This is a genomic window from Rahnella victoriana, from assembly GCF_004330295.1.
Classification (GTDB): domain Bacteria; phylum Pseudomonadota; class Gammaproteobacteria; order Enterobacterales; family Enterobacteriaceae; genus Rahnella; species Rahnella victoriana.
The window spans coordinates 349,922-375,080 of sequence record NZ_SJOJ01000001.1 but is presented as its reverse complement, the minus strand read 5'-3'; the positions used below and the strand labels follow the sequence as shown (position 1 = coordinate 375,080).

Below are 25,159 nucleotides of genomic sequence, written 5' to 3'. Positions count from 1 at the left end.
ACCCCAACCCTCCCCTTCGCAGGGGAGGGAGCCGATCAAATCAAATCTTTTCAACTGCCCATTCAATGCCGCTGGCGTATTCTTCCGGCAGCATCGGAACCAGTGCGTTGAGGTTGGCTTTCAGCAGGCTGGCGCTGGCGTCGTTAAGGTTCAGGTGTCCGACTTTACGGCCGGGACGCACCTCTTTCTCGTACCAGTGCAGATTGACCAGCGGCAGGCTCAGCCATTCTTCTGAGACATCTGTGCCGATCAGATTCACCATCACCGACGGCGTGCTGACGACCGGTTTCGGCAGCGGCAGACCGAGAATGGCGCGCAGGTGCATTTCAAACTGGCTGTAAGACGCGCCATTTTGCGTCCAGTGCCCGCTGTTGTGGACACGCGGTGCCAGTTCATTGATCAGTAAACCTTTGCTGACCACGAAACATTCCATCGCCATTACGCCGACATAATTCAGTTCGTTCATGATCGCCGACAGCATGCTTTCCGCCTGCTGTTGCAGGGCGGCGTCAGGTTGCGGCAGCGCAACGCTGGTGCGCAGAATGCCGTCCTGGTGCAGGTTGTGGGTCAGCGGATAAAAGACGGTTTTGCCATCGTGACCCCGTGCGCCGACCAGCGAAACTTCGCCGGAGAAGTTGATGCCCTGTTCAACGATGCATTCGCCGTAGCAATCCTGCGGCAGGGTATGTTCTTCCCCGGAACGCAGACGCCACTGACCACGGCCGTCGTAGCCGCCGACGCGGCGTTTAACAATCGCCAGTTCGCCGAGCTGGGAGAAGACCTGCGGCCACTCGGCGGCATCAGCCAGTAACTGCCACGGCGCGGTCGCCAGACCGAGCTGGTCGAGCAATTGTTTTTGCGTCAGGCGATCGGCCAGACGCGGAAAGATGTCGCGGTTAACGAACGCATTGTGCGTCGCCAGTTCGCGGGTCAGTGCCGTTTCCGGCCAGCGTTCGATTTCAGCGGTGATCACGCTTTGCTGATACGGCACGGCTTCCGGTTCGGCATCCAGACCCACAGGATAAACGGCGATGCCCAGCGGTTCACCGGCCTGACGCAGCATTCTGCCTAACTGACCGTTTCCGAGTACGCAAACCGGCTTCATGCTTCCTCCCGCGGATCGGGATTATTCAGCACTTCGTCGGTTTGTGCGATGCGCCACGCGGCCAGATTTTTGGCAATCTCAGCATCGTGCAGCGCCAGAATTTGTGCGGCCAGTAATGCAGCGTTTGCCGCACCGGCTTTACCAATCGCCAGCGTACCGACCGGGATGCCGCGCGGCATTTGCACGATGGAATACAGGCTGTCGATGCCGCTCAGTGCAGCACTTTGCACCGGTACACCGAGCACCGGCACCAGCGTTTTTGCCGCCAGCATGCCCGGTAAATGCGCTGCGCCACCGGCACCCGCAATGATCACATCAAAGCCGTTGGCGGAAGCCTGCTCAGCAAAAGTGAACAATTTATCCGGCGTACGGTGAGCGGAGACGATATCGACATGGAAAGGAATATTCAGCGTTGTGAGAACTTCTGCGGCGAACTGCATGGTCGCCCAGTCACTTTTAGACCCCATAACGATGGCGATTTTTGCCGGGGTAACGTTGGATGACATGTCTGTAAAGCTCCTGTGATTCGGAAATAGAAACTGCGAGGGCGCAAATGATAGCATGCTCCGTGAGGGAGGAAAACGGTTGCGTCGCCGCAAAACGGTGCATTTTTGGTGAGAAGTGGGCGGCAGATTTGTATAATCCACACCACGATATTGATGACACACCTGACTGGAAACTGATTTATGACGCAGGCTTTACTGGCACCGATTTATGATTTTCTTCACTGTGAAACGCCCGCGCTGTGGGTGGATGTGGCGCTGGAAAATCAGACGGTGATGCTGATCGACCACGCTAACTGTGAAAAGAAGGCGGCGGCCACGGCGATGAGCCTGATGACCAAATACCTTGAGCGCACCGAACTGTTGTTTTGCGCGGCGCGTCTGGCGCGTGAAGAACTTCATCACTTCGAACAAGTGGTGGAGATCATGCAAAAGCGCAATATCACCTATACCCAGCTTTCACCGTCGCGCTACGCCAGCGGCATGATTAAACATACCCGCCATCACGATGATCTGAATATTCTGGTCGACCGGCTGATTATCGGGGCCTACATCGAAGCGCGTTCCTGCGAGCGTTTTGCCAAGATTGCACCGCATCTCGATGAAACCTTGTCGCGCTTTTACACCTCGCTGCTGCGTTCAGAATCACGGCATTTTGCCGATTATCTGGCACTGGCAGAGCAATACGCCGGGACGGATATCAGCGAGCGTGTGGAGGAGTTTGGCAGGATTGAAGCGGAACTGATCTTAACCCCGGACGAACAGTTCCGCTTCCATTCAGGTGTACCCTTTACCCTTCATACTTTGAGCTGCTGATGCGTTGACTGCGCTCATTCACCCCGGTCACTTAGTCAGCTAAGCTCCCGGGGATTCATGAGCTTGTCGCCTTCCAGCAACTCAAATTATTTCGGGTAACGTTGAGGTGACTCAAAACGGGAATCTTATCAGCTCGACGTTATCGGCGGTGACTTTCACCATTGAGCCTTCTTCGTGCCAGGCGCCGAGTACCACACGATGGCCGGTTTTGTTACCGAGCGGGACATCGTGAATGGCTGGCCGATGGGTGTGACCGTGGATCATCCATTCGACGCCCGCCATCTGCATTTCACTGACCACCGCCTGCGGGTTCACATCCATAATGTCCATGGATTTGCCCTGATTAGACGCTTTGCTGTTGGCGCGCATTCTGGCAGCAATCGCCAGTCGCCATTTCAGCGGCAGCATCAGGAACAGTTTCTGGATAAACGGATTGTGCACTTTTTTGCGGAAGTTCTGATACGCGACATCGTCGGTACACAGCGTGTCACCGTGCAGGATCAGCACGCGGCGTCCGTACAACTCGAGCACTTTTTTCTCCGGCAGCAATGTCATCAGGCTGTCGCGGGCGAAACGTCTGCCGAGCAGAAAATCGCGATTGCCATGAATGAAAAAGCAGGGCACGCCTTGCTGGTGTAACTGATTGAGTGCGGCGGAGATGTCGGCGTGAAGCGGTTGCGGATCGTCGTCGCCAATCCAGGCTTCGAACAGGTCGCCGAGGATGTACAGGGCGTCGGCCTGCGGCGCATCTTCACGCAGAAAACGCAGAAAACCGGCAGTGATTGCCGGTTCCTGTGCGCAAAGATGGATATCTGCGATAAAAAACGTGGTCATCCCGACGTTGATTATTCGCTGACTGTGACGCTTTTGATCACAACATCTTCTTGTGGAACGTCCTGATGCATGCCGCTGCGACCGGTTTTCACCGCTTTGATCGCGTCAACCACGTCCTGACCTTCAACCACTTCTGCGAATACGCAGTAACCCCAACCCTGTGCGTTTTTGCCGCTGTGGTTCAGGAAATCGTTGTCAGTGACGTTGATGAAGAACTGTGCCGTGGCAGAGTGCGGATCGTTAGTACGGGCCATCGCCAGCGTGCCTTTGGTGTTTTTCAGGCCGTTGTCTGCTTCGTTATCGATAGGTGCATCGGTGTTTTTCTGGTTCATGCCAGGCTCAAAACCGCCGCCCTGGATCATGAAACCGTTAATCACACGGTGGAAAATGGTGTTGTCGTAGAAGCCTTTACGGCAATAGTTCAGGAAGTTCTCAACCGTGGCTGGCGCTTTGTCTGCGAAAGTTTTAATGACGATGTCGCCGTGGTTGGTGTGTAAAGTGACCATAATTATCATCCTGCTAATGTTGATGTGTGCTCTCTGTCAGAGCGGCTACTATAGCCTTTTCTTATACCATAACTCAAAAGTTGCCGTCAGCAGCGCCTTTGTGACCACTAAAGCCCGTCCGGCGGCCTTATGCCGTTTCGGTGAAATCATTTTCGTTATATTATGGCCGTTAGTGTCGCTTAAATGCGCCAACGTCATTTTCTACGCCCAACACACGGAATAGCCTGATGCTGAAGATTTTTAATACCCTGAGTCGCCAAAAAGAGGAATTCAAGCCAATTCATGCCGGTAAAGTCGGGATGTACGTGTGTGGGATCACTGTTTACGACCTGTGTCATATCGGCCACGGTCGCACCTTTGTGTCTTTCGACGTGGTATCGCGTTACCTGCGTTACCTCGGTTATGACCTGAAATACGTGCGTAACATCACCGATATCGACGACAAAATCATTAAACGTGCGGCTGAAAAGGGCGAAACGTTCATGACGCTGACAGAGCGTATGATCGCGGAAATGCACGCGGATTTCGCCTCCCTGAACATTTTGCCGCCCGACTCCGAACCGCGCGCCACGCAGCATATTCATGAAATTATCGATATCGTGCAGAAGCTGATCGACCGCGATCACGCTTATGTTGCGTCGAACGGCGACGTGATGTTCTGGGTGGAAAGCGATCCTGATTACGGTGTGTTGTCCCGTCAGGATCTGGACCAGCTTCAGGCCGGTGCGCGCGTGGAAGTAGAAGCTAACGTCAAACGCAATCCGATGGACTTCGTGCTGTGGAAAATGTCCAAACCGGGCGAACCGAGCTGGACTTCTCCGTGGGGCGAAGGCCGTCCGGGCTGGCACATCGAATGTTCGGCGATGAACTGCAAACAACTTGGTGCGCATTTCGACATTCACGGCGGCGGTTCTGATCTGATGTTCCCGCACCACGAAAACGAAATTGCACAGTCAAGCTGCGCGCACGACGGCCCGTACGTCAACACCTGGATGCACTCCGGCATGGTGATGATCGACCGCGAAAAGATGTCCAAATCGCTGGATAACTTTTTCACCGTGCGCGATGTGCTGAAATATTACGATGCCGAAAGCGTGCGTTACTTCCTGATGTCGGGTCATTACCGCAGCCAGCTGAACTACAGTGAAGAGAACCTGAAACTGGCGCGTACCTCGATGGAACGCCTGTATACCGCGCTGCGCGGGACTGACGTCAGTGCCGCGCCAGCCGGTGGCGACGCGTTTGTTGCGCGTTTCCGTGCGGCCATGGACGACGATTTCAACACGCCGGAAGCCTATTCCGTGCTGTTCGATATGGCGCGTGACATCAACCGTCTGAAAGCGGAAGACCTGTCTGCGGCCAACGGTCTGGCGGCGGAACTGCGTCAGCTGGCGGGCGTGCTTGGCCTGCTGGAGCAGGATCCGGAGCAGTTCCTGAAATCAGGCGCGCAGGCGGATAACGATGATGAAGTCGCTGAAATCGAAGCGTTGATCAAACAACGTAACGATGCCCGCGCCAGCAAAGACTGGGGCATGGCGGATAAAGCGCGCGATCGTCTGAATGAAATGGGCATCGTGTTAGAAGACGGACCGGTCGGTACCACCTGGCGTCGCAAATAATTTCCTTCATAGCTGAAACCGCCGCCGCGTTGGCTGCGTTCGCGAACCCGGGTCACTGACTTATGTCAGCTCCCCGGGATTCGTTCACTTGCCGCCTTGCTGCAACTCCGGTTATTTTGGAGATGCGAGACATATAGCCTCCTTCCGGGAGGCTTTTTTATAAGGAGCCTCCTGTGACCACTCTGTTTCTGACCTATCAGCCTCCGTATGACTGGCAATGGATGACGGCGTTTCTCGGCGCGCGTGCCTTGCAGGGCGTGGAGCAGCAGGATGGCGAATATTACCAGCGTACGCTGGCGGTGATGCACAATGACCAGCGCCTGACCGGCTGGTTGCGGCTGCGGCCGTTACCTGAGCGCGACGGCGTCGAGCTGGAGGTGTCGCCGTCACTCTCGCCGGTGGCGGAGAAGGTGGCTGCGCAGGTGCGACGTCTGCTGGATCTGGACGCGCCGCCACAGCTTATCGCCGAAGGTCTGGGGGCGCTGGCGGAAAATGCCGTGGGATTGCGCCTGCCGGGATGTGCTGACCGTTTTGAACTGGTGGTGCGGGCGATCCTCGGGCAACTGGTGAGCGTAAAAATGGCGGCGACACTGGCGACGCGGCTGACTGAAAAATGGGGCGAGCCGGTCAGTACACCGTTTGCGGCGCTGACGCATTTGTTCCCGTCTCCGGCGGTTGTCGGGCAGTTAACGGTGGAGGATTTGCGCGGTATCGGCGTGCAGGCCAGACGCGCAGCCGGGCTGATTGGTTTTGCGCAGGCGGTGGCAGAAGGGCGTTTACCGCTTGATGACATCACGGATGTGCAGGAGGGCATAAAACGGCTGCTGGCGATGCCGGGCATTGGCAGCTGGACCGCCAGTTATGTGGCGATGCGCGCCTGGTCCGCGCCCGACGTTTTTCTCGGCGGTGACTATCTGATTAAACAGCGTTTTCCAGGCATGACGCCGGGACAAATCGCCCGCTATGCCGAAGTGTGGAAACCGTGGCGCACCTACGCCACGCTGCATTTGTGGTTCAACAATGACTGGCAGCCCGATACGCCGTGACCGGTTATTCGCCTGTCAGATGCGCTTTTGCGGTTTTCTGCCCCGGCTCGTAACGAAATACCCGCCCGCGTCCGTGATGTTTGGCGGTATAACAGGCCATATCCGCCTGCGCCATATATTCACTGCCACTGACATTCGCATCGTTTATTTCCGTCAGCCCGGCACTGGCACCGATGCGGTAGATTTTGCCTTCCCACATAAACGGGAAGCCGTTAATTTTATCGATCAGTTGCGTCAGCATCGCCAGCCCCTGTTCCAGCGGACAATCAAACAGGATCAGCGCAAATTCATCGCCGCCCAGCCGCGCCAGCCGGTCGCTGTTGCGGATATGTTCCTGCATCAGTGCGCTGATCTGGCGCAGTAATTCATCCCCGGCCGCGTGACCTGCGGTGTCATTAATGGCCTTGAAGTGATCCAGATCGATAAAGGCCAGACCGTGAGGCTGGTGCTGTGTGGCGGTCAGATTCAGGGCTTTTTTCAGGCTCGATTCGAAACTGCCCCGGTTTGCCAGTCCGGTCAATAAATCGTGTGACGCGCTGTGGCTGAGCTTACGCATCAGTTCGCGGGATTTACTGACGTCCTGAATCACCAGCACAATGCCGATCGGTTCATCTTTCAGGGTACGCAGCGGGGAAACGGCCAGCTGTACATCGAACAAACCGGTGTGATAACCGTGCAGCACCAGCGACCGCTCGACGGAAGAGTGCAGGTTTTCGTTGATATCAAAGTGCAGCAGGTTGTCGATCAGCGGGCCATCCGGGCCTTTGCTGATCACCACAATGCGGTTGACCGGCTGCCCCTGCGCCTGCTGCTCCTTCCAGCCGGTCATCTTCTCGGCGACCGGATTCATAAAGGTGATGTTCATATTCCGGTCAGTTGAAATCACCGCTTCGTTGATGGAATTCAGGGTGATGTGCAGCAGTTCTTTTTCTTCATGCAGCGCTTCCGACAGGCGCTTGTTGGTCATCTCGGTGTGCTTGAGTTCGTTGATATCTTCAATCTGTGAGATGAAATACAGCGGATTATGCTGTTCGTCGCGCACCAGTGAAACGGCCAGAAATGCCCAGACAGTTTCCCCGTTGCGGCGCAGGTAGCGTTTTTCCAGGGTGTAGCTCTGAATTTCATCGGCGAGTAACTGATTCAGTAAGGCAAGGTCATTACTCAGGTCTTCGTGATAGGTAATTTCCTGAAAATTCAAGGTGGTCAGGTAATCCGATTCATAGCCCAGCAGGTTACACAGGGCTTTATTGACCTGTAAAAGTTGCCCCTGCGGTGACACCAGCGCCATGCCGATGGCGGAATATTCCATCGCATTGCGGAAACGATTTTCGCTCTGGGTAATGTGCGATTTTTCAGCGCGCAGGGCATGCATGGCCATCGCCATGGCGTTCGCCGGTAACAGGATCAGCAGTAACGGCAGGAAGATTAATCCCTGCGGCACCTGCATGGTATGCGGTTGCACGGTGATGATCCCGCTGGTGTGCAGCAGGGCGATCATCAGCGTCATCGACAGAAAAACAATAAACGCTTCCACACGGGGCAGGCGGATAGCGCACCACAACAACGGGATGGTGATAAACGCAAAGGTGTAAGGCAGCCATTTCAGTGCCAGAAAACCGGCGACCAGCGTCAGGATTAAGGTCAGCAGCAGCCCGAAAAAATGCGGTGAGGCGAGCAGCTTAGTCAGATAACCCCGCTGATACACCAGCCCCAGCGGCGTCAGTGCCAGAATAGCCACGGCTTCTGACATGTACCAGGTGGCAAAACGGTTCTGCAATTCCTCCGGCGAATGCACATGCAGAATAAACAGCATCATGATCACCGAACTGACCAGCGGGCAGAAAATCACGGCGATAAGCAGAAATTTCATCCACTGGTTCAGGCCGGAAAGCGGATCCTGCCGCGACAGCATGCGCCGCAAAAGCGCCGCGCACAGCGAGGCTTCCAGCAGATTGTTCAGCAGATAAGGCAGATAGCGCAGAAAGGGCGTGCCCACCAGCGTATGCGCGGCAGCGATACCCAGTGCGGCTGCACACAGCAGCGGGATCCAGTGGCGGAAGTTGTGATGGAATAACACCGGGATCAACAATGACGTCGGCAGCCACAGGCCCGCCAGCGTAGACGAGTTCTGGATGATTTTCATGCACACCAGAGCCAGCAGGCAGATTGAGATGCCTGTAAGAAGCGGTGTTTTCCAGTTTGCCCGCTCGTCATCGTCGAAGGGCGACATGCTATTTTCCACAGTGAAACCTTATTCTGGCTGACGGTAAAAGGCAGACAGTGACATTTATTTTTATATTCTTGTCATGCAGTTGCCACAGGTGTGCAGCACGCTGTTGCGTGATCAGTATCGGAAGGTCACAGCTAATTATTAATATAAATTTGCCATTACGCTGTAATAAATAACGAAAAACCGGCCCGTAAGCCGGTATTCGTCAGTTAAAGCAGGAAAATGGTGGCAAGGCCGAGGAAAATGAAGAAACCGCCGGTATCGGTGAGGGCGGTGATCATCACGCTGGAACCGACCGCCGGGTCGCGGCCAAGGCGCACCATGGTCAGCGGGATCACCACGCCCATCACCGCGGCCAGCAGTAAATTGAGGACCATCGCCAGCGTCATCACGGCGCCCATTTCCCAGTCGCCATACAGCAGCCAGGTGACGATGCCCATCAGTCCGCCCCACACCAGACCGTTGATCAGCGCAACGCCCAGCTCCCTGAACATCAGGAATTTCAGGTTGCCGAGCTGGACATGGTGCAGCGCCAGCCCGCGGACGATCATGGTGATGGTCTGATTACCGGTATTGCCGCCGATCCCGGCGACGATCGGCATCAGTGCGGCCAGGGCCACCAGTTGCGAAATGGTGTGTTCGAACAGACCGATAACGCGCGACGCGACAAAGGCGGTACACAAATTGATGGCCAGCCATGCCCAGCGGTTACGGACGGCTTTGGTCACCGGCGAGAAAACGTCTTCTTCAGGGCTTAAGCCCCCCATCCGGCGTAAATTGCTGTCGGTGTCGTTGTTGACGAAATCGACGATTTCTTCGACGGTCAGACGGCCCATCAGTTTGCCCTTTTTATCCACCACGGGCGCGGTGATAAGGTCATAACGTTCGAACGCACTGGCGGCGTCCTCGGCCTTGTCTTCCGGCTCAAAACTGGTGAGATCGGTCACCATCACGTCGGAAACCAGCGTATGCGGTGAATTGAGCAAAATGGTGGTCAGCGGCAGTTCGCCGAGCAGGGTATTTTTCCGGTCAGTGATAAAGACTTTGTCGGTGGCCTGCGGAATGGCTTTGCGCGAGCGGAGAAAACGCTGAACGGTACCGAGGGTGACGTCCGGGCGCACGGTCAGCAGCTCGAAATCCATGATACGACCCACGCACTCTTTACTGAATTTCATGACCTCGCGGACTTTCTCGCGCTGGCGCGGATCCAGCGAGGTCAGTACCCGGCCAATCAGGTCGCGCGGCAGATATTCCGCCAGATAGACCTGATCATCCACGTCCAGCAGCGACATGGTTTTCAACAGGTCTTTGTCGCTCATCTCTTCGATCAGGCTGTCCCAGACCGTTTCTGACACTTCCACCAGCGCTTTACCGCGTGCGGCCGGTTCCACCAGCCGCCAGAGCGCCAGACGCTCGCGGATCGGCAAGGCTTCCAGAACGTCCGCGACGTCCGCCGCGTGGAGATTTTGTACCCGCGAGGTCAGCTCGGCGGTGTTGTCCATCAGTTGCGCGCGCGTGGCGTCATCAACATCCGGTTCCTCGCCCAGAATACTGTCTGCGAGGTCATCGGTGTTCAGAAGGAGATCGAGGATCCTGCTGCGGCTTTCCGCCAGTTTTTGTCCGTAATTTTTAGGTTTTTCGGCAGACATTGGGGATCCTTAGTCCTTAGCGTAACGGCAGGTTTTCAGGGTGCCGGTACAGGTTTTTTCGGGGGTCTTTTCCTGAGGAGTGACGGTTTGCGCATCAGTCTGGCTTTGTTTTTGATTCTGATGATGGGAATACGCACCGATGGCGGAATAGACCAGACGCCCGAACAAAATAATGAAGCTGATCGCTAAAACGATTTTGGTCATTTTTATGTTTATTTTTCGAGACATAATAAAGTCACTTAAATGAATTTTGCTCCGGTAAGCGTGAGGATGGCGTGCTCAGAATAACGGTTACACTATATAGCACATCTAAACAGGCTGCTAAGAAACGCAAAAAATAGGCGGTATTTGTTTTAAGTGTTTTTTCGCGATAAACATAAAGATTCTGTTTATTGATCTGCATCATGGGATTTAAGATAAGGCAGATTAGAATTCAGCCATATTTTATACAATTGTGCCCGGGCCTCCGCTGTATTCTCTTTTCTCCGTACTTTTCTGTGAAATGGCGTTTTTACGACGATAATTGAGGACAGAGCCTTTCGCTGCTGTCGCCGGACTGCCTGCCGGACGTCCGTTACACCCTGAATCATTCACCGCGGCATGAAGTTCATGCGCAAAAACTTAGATGGACTTGATGCGTAAACATTTTTCCTGGCATGACGTGCGTCATAAATGGTGGGGACTGCCTGCGATTTGTGCGCTGGTGCTGATCCCGGTGACCTCCTGGCTTTCGCCGATCATCTTCCTGCCGGATGGCCGTACCTATCTTATTTATATGCCGATGGCGACCTGCGTCGCCTTGCTGATGGTGTTCGACTGGGCCGCATTGCCCGGCATCGTGCTGACCCTGTTCCTGCGCTATTACCTGCGGGTCGGTGCCGAGATGGGCATGCTGATGACGGTGATTTACTTCACGGCACTCACGCTGGCCTGGCTCGGATACCGATGGCAGGCGGGAAGCCGCTGGTCAGCGCCGCTCGGGCTGATGAATCTGGCGAAAGCGCGGGTAGGCTGGTTACTGATTTTCCTGACGTTATTCTTCATCATCGTCTTGCAGATTGTGGTTGAAAGCGGATTGCTGCCCGGTTATCTGGGCATGGCGACGCGGGACTTTGTCACGCTCAGAACGCTGGTCAATATGCAGGCGATGATTCTGGGGATCCTGCTCAACTCCCATGTGATTTATCTGGTGTTACGCATTATCCGTAAGCCGCGTTATTTCTGCGTGGTGTACACCAAGCTGCGTAAACAGCTGGCACCGGGTGTGAAGTTCGCTGAAATTGTCGTGTGGTTTATGGTGCTGGGTGCCATGGTGACGCTGCTCTGCCTGCCGGGGCTGAGCGAGCCTTTCATGAAGATTTTACTCAGTGATTACACGCTGACGCTGCTGTTCCCGGTATTGCTGTTCGGGGCATGGCGTTACGGCTATTACTTTATCAGCATTGTCTGGACCTTCACCCTGACAATTTTATTCAATTATTATCAGGGCTTTATCTCCGAACACGGGTTTATCCATAACCTGGTGTTCGTCTCCGCCCTGATGCTGGTGTATACCGTTACGCTGCTGCTGATGGCGGCCATTGCGTCCCGCCAGCGTCTGCTGATGAAAAGAACCAGCGCCGCCGCGTTGCAGGATCCGGTATTCGGTTTACCCAATCTGCGCGCCTTTAACCGCGATCTTGCGCGTTACCCGCGTTCCATGCTGTGCTTCATCCGGGTTTCTGATATGGACGTGCTGAGCCGTAATTACGGCATGCAACTGCGCATCCAGTTCAAACAACAACTGGCACTCGGGCTGAAGCCTTATCTGCAGGCGGGCGAACGGGTTTATCATCTGCCGGGTTACGATCTGGTGTTGCGCCTGAACTGTGAGGATGCAGATAAGAAACTGCAGGAACTGCACGAGCATCTGGAAGATTTCCGCCTGATCTGGAACGGCCTGCCGCTGCATCCCAATATCGGTTTATCCTACTGCACGGTGTATTCGCCGGTAGAACATCTGCCGATTTTGCTGGGCGAACTGAGCGGGATTGCCGAGGTTTCCCTGACCACCGGACAGCCGGAATCGAATAAAAACGATCACAGTCAGGTGCAGCTGGAAATCAGAGAGAAGGTCGACATGTTGCATAAAATCCAGCGTGCGCTGGATGACGACCGCTTTGTGCTGATGGCGCAGCCGATCTTCGGCGTGCGTGGCGACAGTTATCATGAAATTCTGCTGCGCATGTCTGACGGCGAAGAAGGGACGATGATCACACCGGATAAATTCCTGCCGGTGGTGCATGAGTTCGGGCTGTCGTATCAGCTGGATATGTGGGTGCTGAAACACACGCTGATGTTTATTAATCAGAACCGCGTGCGACTGCCGAGCCTGCGCTTTGCGGTAAATTTCACGCCGTCGACGCTGTGCCGCCCGACGTTTACCCGCGATTTTAAAACGCTGATGCTGGAGTATGAAATTGAGCCGTTCCAGATCGTGCTGGAAGTGACGGAATCTCACTTACTTCAGAACATGAAATATGCCGATTTTGCGATGCGGGAACTCCGGTCCTACGGCTGCCGGATTGCCATTGATGATTTCGGTACCGGGTATGCCAGCTATGGCCGTCTGAAAGCCATTCAGGCCGATATTCTGAAGATTGACGGCAGCTTCGTGCGCAATATGCTCACCGATTCGCTGGATGCCTACATTGTGCAGTCCATCTGTCAGGTGGCGCGTATGAAGCATCTGTCGATTGTGGCGGAATATGTGGAGACGGAAGAACAGAAAACCGCGCTGCACGCGCTGGGCGTGGATTACATGCAGGGGTATCTGGTGGGGAAACCGGAACCGTTAAACAAACTGCTGGAATTCCCGCTCGCCTGATTGTCTGTGAGTCCGTAAAAAGAAAAAGCCCTCCGCGCAGAGACTGCGGGAGGGCTTTTTTCATGCCGGGAACGGTCAGCTTTCTGCGATACCGTCTTCTTCTTCGAGCATCAGTTTCCAGCCCGTGACGTCTTCCCAGTAACTCTGTTCTTTTTCGAAATCCAGCTGAACCAGGTTGTTCTGCGCCAGATAGCCGGCGGGGAACCGCAGCGTCCAGTGATTATCATCGGTCGATAACCGCAGGGATTCCGGCGTGGTCGTCGACTGGCGCTGGTTATTGAGCAACGCGCCTAAACGCAGAAGCTGGATCAGCGGAATGTAATGCTTTTTCTTAAACAGGTTCAGGCGCGGCAGTTCTTCCAGCTTGATGGCTTTACGGTGGAAGCGAACCAGCGTCGCCAGCAGCGTTTGCTGTTCCTGATTGAATCCCGGCAAATTGGTGTTTTGCAGGATATACGAGGAATGCCGGTGCATGCCGGTGTGGTTAATGCTCAGACCGACTTCATGCAGCATGGCGCTGAATTTCAGCAGGGATTCCAGCTGTGGCTGCACCAGTTTGGTGTTTTGCGCCAGCCACTGCGCATACAATTGCTCGGTGGTGTCCAGCACGCGGCGCGCCTGTTCACGGTCGATATTGTAATGCTCGGCCAGACTTTTCGCGGTTCGGGTGCGGATGTCCTGATGGCGGAAACGGCCTTCCATTTCATACAGCACACCTTCACGCAGCGCGCCGTCAGACAGTCGCAGCTCTTTGACCGCCAGCGCATCGAATACGCCGCGCAGAATCGCCAGACCCGGCACAAACACCGATTGCCGGTCTTCCGACAGACCCGGTAAATCCAGTGCGCTGAAATGTTTAAAGTCCAGTACCGCTTCGGTCAGCATTTCCAGACGTTCCGGCGTAATTAACCCGTCCTTTTCACCCATCGCCACCAGCACTTCATGCGCAGCTTTGATACTGCCCGAAGCGCCCAGCGCATACTGCCAGCCCTGCAGACGATATTGCCACGCCAGCGTTTCCAGTTTCTGCGCGGCAGCGAGCTGCGCGCGTTTGAAATTACTGCGGCTGATTTCGCCGTTCGGGAAAAACATCTGCGCGAAACTGACGCAGCCCATGCGGCGGCTTTCGGCCAGCAACGGCTCGAAATCTTCACCGATAACCAGCTCCGTCGAACCGCCGCCGATATCCACCACCAGCTTGCGGCCTTTTTCCGGCTGGGTATGTTCAACACCCATAAAAATCAGGCGCGCCTCTTCCTGCCCGGAAATGATCTCAATCGGATAGGGGATCACTTCTTTGGCGCGCTTGAGGAATTCCTCGGCATTCACCGCCTGACGCAAGGTGTGCGTCCCGACGATGGTGACGTTGTTTTCCGGAAAACCCTGCAGGCGTTCGGCGAATAAAGCCAGGCAATCCAGCCCGCGTTGAATGGCTTCTTCACTGAGCACATTTTTACTGTCGAGGCCATCGGCCAGATGAACGCGTTGTTTCAGGCGTCCCAGGACCTGCAACGCGCCGTTAACGACGCGTGCGATCACCATATGGAAACTGTTCGACCCGAGATCGATCGCCGCAATTTCCTGTGGCTTGGCATTCAGTGGGCTGTTTTTAAGGGGCATAGTTGTGTAACGCTCCAGGGGTTCAGGCTTGCTGACTTTGTTGTTCCAGCTCTTTCAGATATTCATAAATCGCCAGTTGCGCTCGGACTTTGCGGCGATTTCCGCGTGGAACATACCGGTTGCTCAGTTCTTTATCAATCACTCTGGCTTTTACTGTGTCACTAAACAGCAGTTCAAGGATATCCAGAACGCGCTGTTTCAGACGCGGATCGAGCAGGGCGACAGCCACTTCAATACGATAATCAATATTGCGCGTCATCCAGTCGGCCGACGAGAGGAAGACTTTGGTATCGCCACCGTTTTCAAAGACATAGACGCGATCGTGTTCAAGATAGCGGTCAATGATGCTGGTGACCTGAATATTTTCGCTAAAGCTGGGCAGATTCGGCACCAGCGAGCACATCCCGCGGATCAGCAGACGGATTTTGACCCCGACGTTCGACGCCACGTAAAGACGGTCAATCAGCCCTTTATCCACCAGGTTATTGATTTTCAGCGTAATACTGCCGGTTCCGCCTGCCTGAACGTTGGCGATTTCACGGTCGATCAGACGGTAAAGCATGTCACGGGAGTTTTGCGGTGACACCATGAGATGTTCGAACGACACCGGGCGGTACGGGTTTTCAATAAAGTTAAAGACCCGTCGGACTTCGTTGGTGATCCTCGCGTCGGCGGTGAGCAGCGAATAGTCGGTATAAAGGCGGGCGGTTTTCTCGTTAAAGTTACCGGTCCCAATATGAGCATAGCGGACAATTTCGTCGCCTTCGCGGCGGGAAATAAGAAAGAGTTTTGCGTGAATTTTCAAACCGGGGGCAGAGAAAATAACGTGTACACCGGCTTCTGTCAGACGTTTCGCCCAGTGAATGTTAGCTTCTTCATCGAAGCGCGCCTGCAGTTCGACCACCACGGTGACTTTCTTGCCGTTGTGCGCGGCATGGATCATCGATTCGATAATGCGGGAATCTTTCGCCACGCGGTAAATATTGATTTTGATCGACAGCACGTTCGGGTCGAACGACGCCTGACGCAGCAGTTCCAGCACGTGTTCAAAGGTGTGGTACGGATAATACAGCAGCACGTCCTGCTCGCGGATCGCCGCAAAGCCGTTGCGGAATTTATCGAACCACAAATGGCGCAGACGAGGCAGCGGACGGTTGACCAGATTGGCTTTGCCGACATTCGGGAAGCCGATGAAATCTTTGAAATTGTGGTAGCGGCCCCCGGCGATCACCGAATCATAATTGGAAATTCCGAGTTTGCCGCGCAGCAGTTCGACCATCTCATCGGGCATATCGCGCTGATACACGAAACGTACCGGTTCAGCGGTCAGACGCTGTTTCAGGCTTGAAGACATCAGTTCCAGCAGGCTCGATTCCATTTCCGTGACCAGATCGTATTCGGCGTCGCGGGTCATTTTCATCGAGTAAGCATTCAGCGCATCGTAATCAAAGAAGCCCTTGAAAATATCATCCAGACAATAGCGCAGGATGTTATCGAGCAGGATCATCGGCTTACGGCGGCGGGGCGCTTCCGGCGGCAGGTTCACAAAACGCGGCACTTTGTCGGACGGGATTTCCAGCAGCGCGTAATGAATTTCTTCGCCACGGATAATTTCAACCGCCAGATAGGTGTAATCGTCTTTGAGGAACTGCACCAGATTGGTGTCGTGGTTAATCAGGATCGGCGTGATGTGCTGGCGTAACTGATGCTTGAAATACTGACGCAGCCAGGCTTGCTGATTTTCGGAGACCTGACGTTCGTTAATCAGGAAGATCTGATTACGCGCCATTTCCAGCAATAAATCGTTATAAAGGCTGTCGAATTCCTGATCAATGCGCAGCACCTTCGCCTGGATTTTTTTCAGCAAATGACGGGAGGCGCCGAGAAAACCCTGTTCCTCACTGATAAGGATGCGCCGTTTTAAATCGGCAAAACGGACTTTATAAAACTCATCAAGGTTATTGGAATAGATCCCTAAAAAACGCATCCGTTCGATCAGGGGATTGCTTTTGTCAGCCGCTTCCTGCAACACGCGTTCATTGAAGGACAGCCAGCTTAGTTCTTTCTCGATATAAAGCTTTTCCTGACCCATTTTCACTCCGTTCATTTAGCTTGCAACCTGGCCCGTACAGGCAAATTTGCCCGAAAACACCGCGATGTCGCTCAACATATTCTCCGTATTGCCTGCCTTTAAAACGGCCAGCGCAGCAGGAAGTTTTCTGTGAGAGGGGCCTAGTGTCTGCTAACAATATTGCGAAAGATTGACAGGAAAGTCCAACATAACAAAGGATGATTTCAGAAGAGTTTATATCAGGGAAATAAATGGGAGGAAAAGGCGGGAAAAGTCTTACCGGTGAGGGACATCTGCGCCCCTCACTGGTCATTATTTTACTGATTTAGGGCGCGGGAGTATTACACCGTGCTGGCGCCAATCAGGGATTCAGGCCTGACCTGAACAGGTTTGGATTTGTATTTCGCCAGAAACTGCGGCTGGAAAATACACATGCGGATGGCGCTGCGATATTCGCCGTTCACAAAGAATTCCTGTTTCAGTTCGCCTTCAATCTCAAACCCTAATTTGCTGTAAATGTGGATCGCCTTTTTATTTTCTTTATCGACGATTAAATACAGTTTGTAGAGGTTCAGGACGGAAAACGCATAATCCATCGCCAGACGTACTGCATCACCGGCAAAACCTTTGCCCTGATGCTGCGGGTCGATGATGATCTGAAATTCCGCGCGGCGGTGAATATGATTAATTTCCACCAGCTCCACTAAGCCGACCGGCCCGCTTTCAAATTCGATGATAAAGCGGCGTTCGCTCTGGTCATGGATATGTTTGTGATACAAATCGGTCAGTTCGACGAAAGCCTCGTAAGGTTCTTCAAACCAGTAACGCATGATGCTGGCGTTATTATCAAGACGATGAACAAACGACAGGTCGTCCTTTTCCAGTGGACGTAATCTGACGCTGTTATGGCTAAACATGGGGTGTTCCTCAACTATAAAAGCCGTTTTATGAGGGTAACCTTCGTAAATATGAGGTCTGAAACAACCGTGTTTCAGATGAAGGTCGGCGCACAAACGACGTTTAAACGTGCGCCGGGATGTGCATTATATCGGGCGAAATGTAAACAACTGTCAAATGACGGAAAATAAAAAACCGGCACAGGGCCGGTTTAGAGTGAAAACGTGAGGCGGAAGTAGATTAATCTTCTGCGTATCCGCGTTCAGAAAGCGGATTGTTGTCCAGCAATGCCTGACCGTTTTGCAGCGACAAACGTCCGTCAACAAACCAGCTGACCACCAGCGGATAAATGCTGTGTTCCTGCGTTTGTATGCGGGCAATCAGCTCTTCTTCTGTATCGTCAGCGAATACCGGCACTTTGGCCTGTAAAATCACCGGGCCGCCGTCAAGCTGTTCAGTGACAAAATGCACGGACGTACCATGTTCGGCATCCTGATTTTCCAGCGCCTGACGGTGAGTGTGCAGGCCCGGATATTTCGGCAGCAGGGAAGGGTGAATGTTGATCATTCGCCCGGCGAAACGCTGGACGAATTCGCCGGTCAGAATGCGCATATACCCGGCCAGCACCACCAGATCAGGATGGAAAGTCTCAATGGCATCCGCCAGTGCAACGTCAAATGCCGCCCGGTCTTCGTAAGCTTTGACATCCAGCGCGTGCGCCGGAATCTCCGCTAAACGGGCTCTTTCAAGCCCGTAGGCAGCGATTTTATTGCTGAAGACTGCACTGATTTTTGCGTTGATCCGTCCCTGCTGGCAGGCATCGATCAGGGCCTGTAAGTTGCTTCCCTCGCCCGATACCAGAACCACAATCCTTTTCATCTTCTACCCTGCTTTCAGTGAGTTGTATTACTGAACACTTAGTTGATCACGACGCGCTCAGCGGAATCAGAGGCTTTAATGTAGCCAATTTTCCACGCTTTTTCGCCATTATCGTTCAGTAATGCAATCGCCTGATCCGCCAGTCCGGCAGGAAGTGCCACCAGCATGCCCACGCCACAGTTAAAGGTGCGGTACATTTCGTGACGGCTGACGTTACCGGCGGTTTGCAGCCAGGTAAAGACATCCGGCCACTGCCAGCTTGATTCATCGATAATCACCTGCGTGTTGTCCGGCAGGACGCGCGGGATATTTTCCCAGAAGCCGCCACCGGTCAGGTGGACGATGCCGTGAACATCCACATTTTCGATCAGGTTCAGAATCGATTTCACGTAAATTTTGGTGGGTGCCAGCAGGTGATCGGCCAGCGGTTTGCCTGCCAGATCGGTGGTTTCCGGGTCAGTCTTGCTGACTTCCAGAATTTTGCGCACCAGCGAGTAACCGTTGGAGTGCGGACCACTGGCGGCCAGACCGATCAGCACATCGCCGTCAGCCACTTTGCTGCCGTCGATAATTTCTGATTTTTCCACCACGCCGACGCAGAAGCCTGCAACGTCGTAATCTTCGCCGTGGTACATACCCGGCATTTCAGCGGTTTCGCCGCCGACTAACGCACAGCCAGACTGCTTACAGCCTTCTGCGATACCGGTGATCACGCTGGCGGCGGTATCGACGTCCAGTTTGCCGGTGGCGTAATAGTCGAGGAAGAACAGCGGTTCAGCGCCCTGAACGATCAAATCGTTGACGCACATCGCGACCAGGTCGATACCGATGGTATCGTGGCGTTTCAAATCCATCGCCAGACGCAGCTTGGTGCCAACGCCGTCGGTACCCGAGACCAGCACGGGTTCACGATATTTTTGCGGCAGCGCGCAGAGGGCACCAAAACCGCCCAGTCCACCCATCACTTCAGGGCGGCGAGTCTGTTTTACTACACCTTTAATGCGGTCTACCAATGCGTTACCGGCATCGATATCTACGCCTGCGTCTTTATAGCTGAGAGAGGTTTTGTCGGTCACTGCGAAGTCCCCACGGCGGTTTGGGTTGGTGGTTGAAGAATAAAGCGGGGCAATTCTAACAGTGGAAGCAAACGTTTGCGAGCGCCTTATTCAGAGTCACTATCTATACTTAAAGATACAACACTTAGCCGAAGTCATTGGCGTTGCAGCAAACGAGCAAATCCCGATGAGCTGACTTGAGTCAGTGATTCGGGTGAGAGAGAGCCGCTAACGCAGCTGCGGCTTCAGTGAAGAAGGATAAGTTGATCTGGATCAGGCAATTGGCTGTGGCGTTCAAAAAAAATGGCGTTATAATCTCGCGATTTTTTTTTGCAGCTCAACCACCTTAGGAGAATAAATAATGAAGATCGTCGAGGTGAAACACCCGCTGGTGAAACACAAGCTGGGCCTGATGCGTGAAAACGACATCAGCACGAAACGTTTTCGCGAACTGGCTTCTGAGGTGGGAAGTCTGCTGACGTATGAAGCGACTGCCGATTTAGAAACTGAAAAAGTGACCATTGAAGGCTGGAATGGCCCGGTGGAAATCGATCAGATCAAAGGCAAGAAAATTACCGTTGTGCCAATCCTGCGTGCCGGTCTGGGCATGATGGAAGGCGTACTGGAACACGTACCAAGCGCGCGTATCAGCGTAGTTGGCGTGTACCGTGATGAAGAAACACTGAAACCTGTGCCGTATTTCCAGAAGCTGGTTTCTAACATCGAAGAACGTCTGGCGCTGGTGGTTGACCCGATGCTGGCTACCGGTGGCTCAATGATTGCCACCATCGACCTGCTGAAAAAAGCCGGCTGCCAGAGCATTAAAGTGCTGGTGCTGGTCGCCGCACCGGAAGGGATCGCCGCTCTCGAAGCCGCCCACCCGGACGTTGAGCTGTACACCGCCTCGGTGGATCAGGGGCTCAATGAGAAAGGCTACATCATTCCGGGGCTCGGTGATGCGGGCGACAAGATATTTGGTACGAAGTAAATAAGCAATTAGCCGACTGAAGAGTCGGCTTTTTTTTGCTCGTCATACTTCAGGCTGCAGATGCGTTGGCTGCGCCCGTTCACCCCGGTCACATAGTTATCTATGCTCCCGGGGACTCACGGACTTGCCGCCTTCATGCAACCCGAATTATTTAGAGCAAAAGGCTGTAAATAACACAACATCACACCTTTGAGAGGATCACATTCATGACCCGTCGTGTCATCGGGGTAAGCGAACGTCCGCCATTGCTGCAGACAATCCCCCTGAGTTTCCAGCATCTGTTTGCCATGTTTGGTGCCACCGTTCTGGTACCCATTCTGTTCAAGATCAACCCGGCAACGGTGCTGCTGTTTAATGGCATAGGGACTTTGCTGTATTTATTTGTGTGTAAAGGGAAGATACCGGCGTACCTCGGCTCAAGTTTTGCGTTTATTTCTCCGGTGCTGTTGTTGTTGCCGATGGGATATGAGGCGGCACTGGGCGGATTCATTGTTTGCGGGCTGTTGTTCTGTCTGGTGGCGCTGATTGTTAAGAAAGCCGGGATCGGCTGGATTAACGTGATGTTCCCGCCTGCGGCGATGGGCGCAATCGTTGCCGTCATCGGGCTGGAGCTGGCGGGTGTGGCGGCGAACATGGCAGGGCTGCTGCCTGCGGATGGCGCAGCAGTGGATTCCACCACCATCACCATTTCGCTGGTGACGCTCTCCGTGACCATTCTGGGTTCGGTGCTGTTCCGGGGTTTCCTGGCGATTATCCCGATCCTGATCGGCGTGCTGGTCGGTTACGCGCTGTCGTTCTTTATGGGCGTGGTGGATGTCTCCGCTATCGAAACCGCGCACTGGTTCGCGCTGCCCACTTTCTATACGCCGCGTTTTGAATGGGTCGCCATCCTCACCATTCTGCCTGCGGCACTGGTGGTCATTGCCGAGCACGTCGGGCATCTGGTCGTCACCGCGAATATCGTGAAGAAAGATTTACTGCGTGATCCGGGCCTGCATCGTTCGATGCTGGCGAACGGGCTGTCGACCGTATTGTCCGGTTTCTTTGGTTCCACACCAAACACCACTTACGGTGAAAACATCGGCGTGATGGCTATCACCAAGGTCTACAGCACCTGGGTGATCGGCGGCGCGGCCATTCTGGCGATCCTGCTTTCCTGTATCGGTAAACTCGCGGCGGCCATTCAGGCTGTTCCGGTGCCGGTGATGGGCGGCGTTTCATTGCTGCTTTACGGCGTGATCGGCGCATCCGGTATCCGCGTACTGATTGAATCGAAAGTCGATTACAACAAGGCGCAGAACCTGATCCTGACTGCGGTGATCCTGATCATCGGCGTCAGCGGTGCGAAGATCCACATCGGTGCGGCGGAGCTGAAAGGCATGGCGCTGGCGACGATTGTCGGTATCTTCCTCAGCCTGCTGTTCAAAGTGATCGAGATTTTCCGTGGTGAAGAACAGATCATTGATGTGGAAGATGAGCGGGAAAATCCGCCCGTCTGATGCAGACTTTTTTGTCTGAAACCCTGACCGGCGGGCGTGGTGTCAGCCGGTCAGGTGCTCGGATCGCAAGCGGTTGCACCGGGCACAGTTCATTTCAGGACGGATCCTTGCTAGAATTCGGCAGTTCCTTTTATTGACGTGACAACATCTGCGGTCATTATGCCGCTTTGGTTGAGGTGCTTCTGAATACGCCGGCACAGCTTTCCCTGCCACTTTATCTTCCCGATGATGAAACCTTTGCCAGTTTTTATCCGGGTGAAAACCCTTCTCTGCTATCTGCCATTCAGAGCGCATTGCATCAGGAACACGGCACCTATATTTATTTCTGGTCACGCGAAGGCGGCGGCCGCAGTCATTTGCTGCATGCGGCCTGCGCCGAACTCTCACAGCGCGGTGAAGCCGTCGGGTATGTGCCGTTAGATAAACGCGCCTATTTCGTGCCGGAAGTGCTGGACGGGATGGAGCATCTGGCGCTGGTGTGCATCGATAATATTGAAGGCATTGCCGGGGATGATGAGTGGGAAGCCGCCGTTTTCCATCTTTATAACCGCATCCTTGAAACCGGTCGCACGCGGCTGTTTATTACCGGCGATCGTCCTCCGCGTCAGCTGAATCTCAGCCTGCCGGATCTGGCTTCCCGTCTTGACTGGGGCCAAATCTACAAACTTCAGCCGCTTTCCGACGAAGAAAAACTTCAGGCATTACAGCTTCGCGCCAAACTGCGGGGCTTTGAACTGCCGGAAGACGTGGGCCGTTTCCTGCTCAAACGTCTGGATCGCGAAATGCGTACGCTGTTTATGACGCTGGATCAGCTCGATCGCGCGTCCATTACTGCACAGCGCAAACTGACCATTCCGTTCGTGAAAGAAATTCTCGGGCTGTAAGCGCCGGGGGATGTCCGGGTTCGTCAGCCGAACCCGAACGTAAGGCGGGATTATAAAATCTCTTTCACCTGTTCCGGCGGACGTCCTAAACGTGCCTTGCCGTTGGCCACCACGATCGGACGTTCAATCAGCCGCGGGTGATCGGCCATCGCCTGTAACAGCGCGTCCTCGCTCAGACTGGTATCTTTCAGGTTCATATCCTTGTAAATCTGCTCGCCCTTGCGCAGCAGTTCACGCGCGGAGCTGAAGCCCAGCAGGCCGATCAATTCTTTCAGCTTATCCACCGACGGCTGCGTTTCCAGATACAGGATCACTTGCGGCTCAATCCCTTCTGCTTCCAGTAATTTCAGGGTCTCACGGCTTTTTGAACAGGCCGGGTTGTGGTAGATCGCGACATCGTGTTGCATCAATACGTCCTCCATTGTGGCGCTGAAATCAGCCTTTCTGATACTGACGGAAACGCCCTTGCAGCTGACGAAGCTGATCGATGCGCGCGTCGTAACGGGCCTGTTCCAGACTGCCTAATTTTTGTAATGCGCTGGCATTGCTCAGCATTTCAATCGCCTGATCCAGACGTCCGACTAACGCCATACTTTCCGCGCGGGCGGCCAGTTCCTGCGCACGTAATCCCTGCGCGGCGGCGGCCTGAGACAATAAATCCCAGCCATTCGGATCACCCGGATAATTGAAAGTATAGCGGTTGAGGATTTTCATGGCATTGGCGGGCTTCGCGCCTTCGAGATAGGCATTGGCCAGATTGAGCTGCAACACGGCGTTGGAACTGCTGGCCGCACCGGCCTGTTCCAGACGCGCTATCGCCTGCGGCGCGCGTTTGCTGTCGATATCGTTATCGGTGGCTAAATCCAGCAGCCATTCGTTGCCGGGATACTGGGTCAGGAGCTGATCCAGCGCCGCCCGTGCCTGATCATTCTTTTTCGCCTTGTAGAACTGCAACGCACGGCCATATTTCGCCGCCAGTTGTTCACGGACATTGCCGTTGCTCAGTTTTTGCAGATAGTCGTCGGTCAGCGGGAAACTCTCGGAACCGTACATCCCCAGTATGCGCACTTTTGCCATCAGGTAATCCTGAGAAGATTGCACAATCAGGTGCGGCATCTGGTTGGCGCGGTTACGGATGTCGGCCAGACGGCTGTCCGGCAACGGGTGCGTCAGCAGCATTTCCGGCGGACGGGTCGAGTAGCTCGCCTGATCGGCCAGTTTCTGCAGGAAAGCGGGCATGGCCTGCGGATCAAAACCGGAACGCTGCAACACCTGAATGCCGATACGGTCCGCTTCCTGTTCATTGCCTTGCGTAAAGCTGATCATACCTTGCTGGGTGCCCGCCAGTGTACCGGTCAGCGCCGCCATACCCATTTGCGGACTGGCCATCGCCAGCAGGATCGACCCCAGCGCGCCGACCCAGGTGAGCGGGGCGTTACGTTGCTGATCTTCCATCGCGCGCGCCAGATGGCGTTGCGTGACGTGGGAAATTTCGTGCGCCATAACTGAGGCTAACTGGCTTTCATTATCGGAATAACGGAACAGCGCGGAGTGAAGCACCACATTGCCGCCGAAGAAGGCGAAGGCGTTCAGTTCATCGTTATTAACGATGAAAAAATGGAACGGTGTACGCACGGAATAGGCATGCGCCACCAGACGTTGTCCCAGTTCGTTGATGTACTGATTAAGCAGCGGATCGTTAATCAGCGGCGTGCTGGCGCGCATCTGACGGACATAAAAATCGCCCATCTGTAATTCCTGATTAATACTGAGCGTGCCGCCCGCTGAGGTGCCGATATCCGGTAACTGATCGCTCACCGGCGGGGCTAACGGTGAACTGGTTTTCGCGGAACTCACCGGTGTTGACCAGAATGAACTGTCATCCGCCACGGCAGGCAGAAGGGGGCCAGCGAACAGGCTGCCCAGACACAGAGCAATCACCGTTTTTTTCAACCGCATTACCATAAACATTTGCTTCCCAATAAGTTAACCGCGTGACCCATGAGCTTTGAGAGCCTTTCTTCCGTGAACAGTCCGTCAGACCGTTATTTTCTGGCGCTTTTCTTTGCGCCGGTCTCTATAGTAGCTATCC

At 54.3% G+C, this 25,159-nt stretch carries 21 protein-coding genes; 7 read left to right on the top strand and 14 right to left on the bottom strand.

From position 1 onward, the window contains the following. Nucleotides 1-40 precede the first annotated feature (40 nt). Complete coding sequence (gene purK, locus EYY67_RS01840) at nt 41-1,105, bottom strand: 5-(carboxyamino)imidazole ribonucleotide synthase (protein WP_131692682.1); 1,065 nt, start codon at nt 1,103-1,105, stop codon at nt 41-43. Then, entirely contained in the window at nt 1,102-1,611 is a 510-nt protein-coding gene (purE, locus tag EYY67_RS01835) for a 5-(carboxyamino)imidazole ribonucleotide mutase (protein ID WP_095925011.1), read from the bottom strand. Before purE ends, purK begins: the two co-directional genes overlap by 4 nt. A gap of 180 nt (nt 1,612-1,791) precedes the next feature. On the opposite strand from purE, the gene EYY67_RS01830 reads away from it, so the two are divergent. Next, nucleotides 1,792-2,424: a MiaE family protein gene (locus EYY67_RS01830; protein ID WP_131692681.1), complete on the top strand. Its 633-nt coding sequence runs from the start codon at nt 1,792-1,794 to the stop codon at nt 2,422-2,424. Between the two features lie 111 nt (nt 2,425-2,535). Here EYY67_RS01830 and lpxH read toward each other — a convergent pair whose 3' ends face one another. Then, entirely contained in the window at nt 2,536-3,258 is a 723-nt protein-coding gene (lpxH, locus tag EYY67_RS01825; protein ID WP_095925013.1) for a UDP-2,3-diacylglucosamine diphosphatase, read from the bottom strand. An 11-nt stretch (nt 3,259-3,269) separates the two neighbouring features. Further along, nucleotides 3,270-3,764: a peptidylprolyl isomerase B gene (gene ppiB, locus EYY67_RS01820; protein WP_095925014.1), complete on the bottom strand. Its 495-nt coding sequence runs from the start codon at nt 3,762-3,764 to the stop codon at nt 3,270-3,272. 227 nt (nt 3,765-3,991) lie between these two features. On the opposite strand from ppiB, the gene cysS reads away from it, so the two are divergent. Beyond that, nucleotides 3,992-5,383 carry a cysteine--tRNA ligase gene (gene cysS / locus EYY67_RS01815; RefSeq protein ID WP_131692680.1) on the top strand — a complete coding sequence of 464 codons (1,392 nt, stop codon included), beginning with the start codon at nt 3,992-3,994 and terminating at the stop codon, nt 5,381-5,383. Nucleotides 5,384-5,556: 173 nt separating this feature from the next. Continuing rightward, nucleotides 5,557-6,429 carry a DNA-3-methyladenine glycosylase 2 gene (gene alkA, locus EYY67_RS01810; RefSeq protein WP_131692679.1) on the top strand — a complete coding sequence of 291 codons (873 nt, stop codon included), beginning with the start codon at nt 5,557-5,559 and terminating at the stop codon, nt 6,427-6,429. A 4-nt stretch (nt 6,430-6,433) separates the two neighbouring features. Here alkA and EYY67_RS01805 read toward each other — a convergent pair whose 3' ends face one another. From EYY67_RS01805 to EYY67_RS01795, 3 genes are all read right to left on the bottom strand, one after another. Next, nucleotides 6,434-8,659, bottom strand: coding sequence for a diguanylate cyclase (locus EYY67_RS01805; RefSeq protein ID WP_131692678.1), 2,226 nt, complete (start codon nt 8,657-8,659; stop codon nt 6,434-6,436). Between the two features lie 209 nt (nt 8,660-8,868). Then, a complete protein-coding gene (gene mgtE, locus EYY67_RS01800) occupies nt 8,869-10,308 on the bottom strand; it encodes a magnesium transporter (protein ID WP_119826721.1) in 1,440 nt (479 codons plus the stop codon). Nucleotides 10,309-10,317: 9 nt separating this feature from the next. Continuing rightward, nucleotides 10,318-10,512: a YfgG family protein gene (locus tag EYY67_RS01795; protein WP_408637214.1), complete on the bottom strand. Its 195-nt coding sequence runs from the start codon at nt 10,510-10,512 to the stop codon at nt 10,318-10,320. 430 nt (nt 10,513-10,942) lie between these two features. Between EYY67_RS01795 and EYY67_RS01790 the strand changes: the two genes are divergently transcribed. After that, the gene (locus tag EYY67_RS01790) at nt 10,943-13,174 is read left to right on the top strand and encodes a sensor domain-containing phosphodiesterase (protein WP_232770023.1); all 2,232 of its coding nucleotides are present in this window, start codon (nt 10,943-10,945) and stop codon (nt 13,172-13,174) included. A gap of 75 nt (nt 13,175-13,249) precedes the next feature. Here the strand turns inward: EYY67_RS01790 and ppx are convergent, their stop codons facing one another. From ppx to purM, 5 genes are all read right to left on the bottom strand, one after another. Next, nucleotides 13,250-14,794, bottom strand: coding sequence for an exopolyphosphatase (gene ppx / locus EYY67_RS01785; RefSeq protein WP_119826719.1), 1,545 nt, complete (start codon nt 14,792-14,794; stop codon nt 13,250-13,252). Nucleotides 14,795-14,816: 22 nt separating this feature from the next. Continuing rightward, the gene (gene ppk1, locus EYY67_RS01780) at nt 14,817-16,886 is read right to left on the bottom strand and encodes a polyphosphate kinase 1 (RefSeq protein ID WP_131692676.1); all 2,070 of its coding nucleotides are present in this window, start codon (nt 16,884-16,886) and stop codon (nt 14,817-14,819) included. Between the two features lie 320 nt (nt 16,887-17,206). Further along, nucleotides 17,207-17,782 carry a spermidine N1-acetyltransferase gene (gene speG, locus EYY67_RS01775; RefSeq protein ID WP_095925023.1) on the bottom strand — a complete coding sequence of 192 codons (576 nt, stop codon included), beginning with the start codon at nt 17,780-17,782 and terminating at the stop codon, nt 17,207-17,209. A gap of 220 nt (nt 17,783-18,002) precedes the next feature. Further along, complete coding sequence (purN, locus tag EYY67_RS01770) at nt 18,003-18,641, bottom strand: phosphoribosylglycinamide formyltransferase (protein ID WP_119826717.1); 639 nt, start codon at nt 18,639-18,641, stop codon at nt 18,003-18,005. 38 nt (nt 18,642-18,679) lie between these two features. Beyond that, nucleotides 18,680-19,717, bottom strand: coding sequence for a phosphoribosylformylglycinamidine cyclo-ligase (gene purM / locus EYY67_RS01765; protein WP_095925025.1), 1,038 nt, complete (start codon nt 19,715-19,717; stop codon nt 18,680-18,682). A 340-nt stretch (nt 19,718-20,057) separates the two neighbouring features. Here purM and upp point away from each other — a divergent pair, with 340 nt between their 5' ends. From upp to hda, 3 genes are all read left to right on the top strand, one after another. Further along, the gene (upp, locus tag EYY67_RS01760; RefSeq protein ID WP_095925026.1) at nt 20,058-20,684 is read left to right on the top strand and encodes a uracil phosphoribosyltransferase; all 627 of its coding nucleotides are present in this window, start codon (nt 20,058-20,060) and stop codon (nt 20,682-20,684) included. A 206-nt stretch (nt 20,685-20,890) separates the two neighbouring features. Beyond that, entirely contained in the window at nt 20,891-22,183 is a 1,293-nt protein-coding gene (gene uraA / locus EYY67_RS01755; RefSeq protein WP_095925027.1) for a uracil permease, read from the top strand. A gap of 176 nt (nt 22,184-22,359) precedes the next feature. After that, nucleotides 22,360-23,067: a DnaA inactivator Hda gene (gene hda, locus EYY67_RS01750; RefSeq protein ID WP_013576559.1), complete on the top strand. Its 708-nt coding sequence runs from the start codon at nt 22,360-22,362 to the stop codon at nt 23,065-23,067. A gap of 50 nt (nt 23,068-23,117) precedes the next feature. Here hda and arsC read toward each other — a convergent pair whose 3' ends face one another. Then, entirely contained in the window at nt 23,118-23,474 is a 357-nt protein-coding gene (arsC, locus tag EYY67_RS01745; RefSeq protein WP_131692675.1) for an arsenate reductase (glutaredoxin), read from the bottom strand. 28 nt (nt 23,475-23,502) lie between these two features. Beyond that, nucleotides 23,503-25,032 carry a beta-barrel assembly-enhancing protease gene (bepA, locus tag EYY67_RS01740; protein ID WP_195816804.1) on the bottom strand — a complete coding sequence of 510 codons (1,530 nt, stop codon included), beginning with the start codon at nt 25,030-25,032 and terminating at the stop codon, nt 23,503-23,505. Nucleotides 25,033-25,159 lie beyond the last annotated feature (127 nt).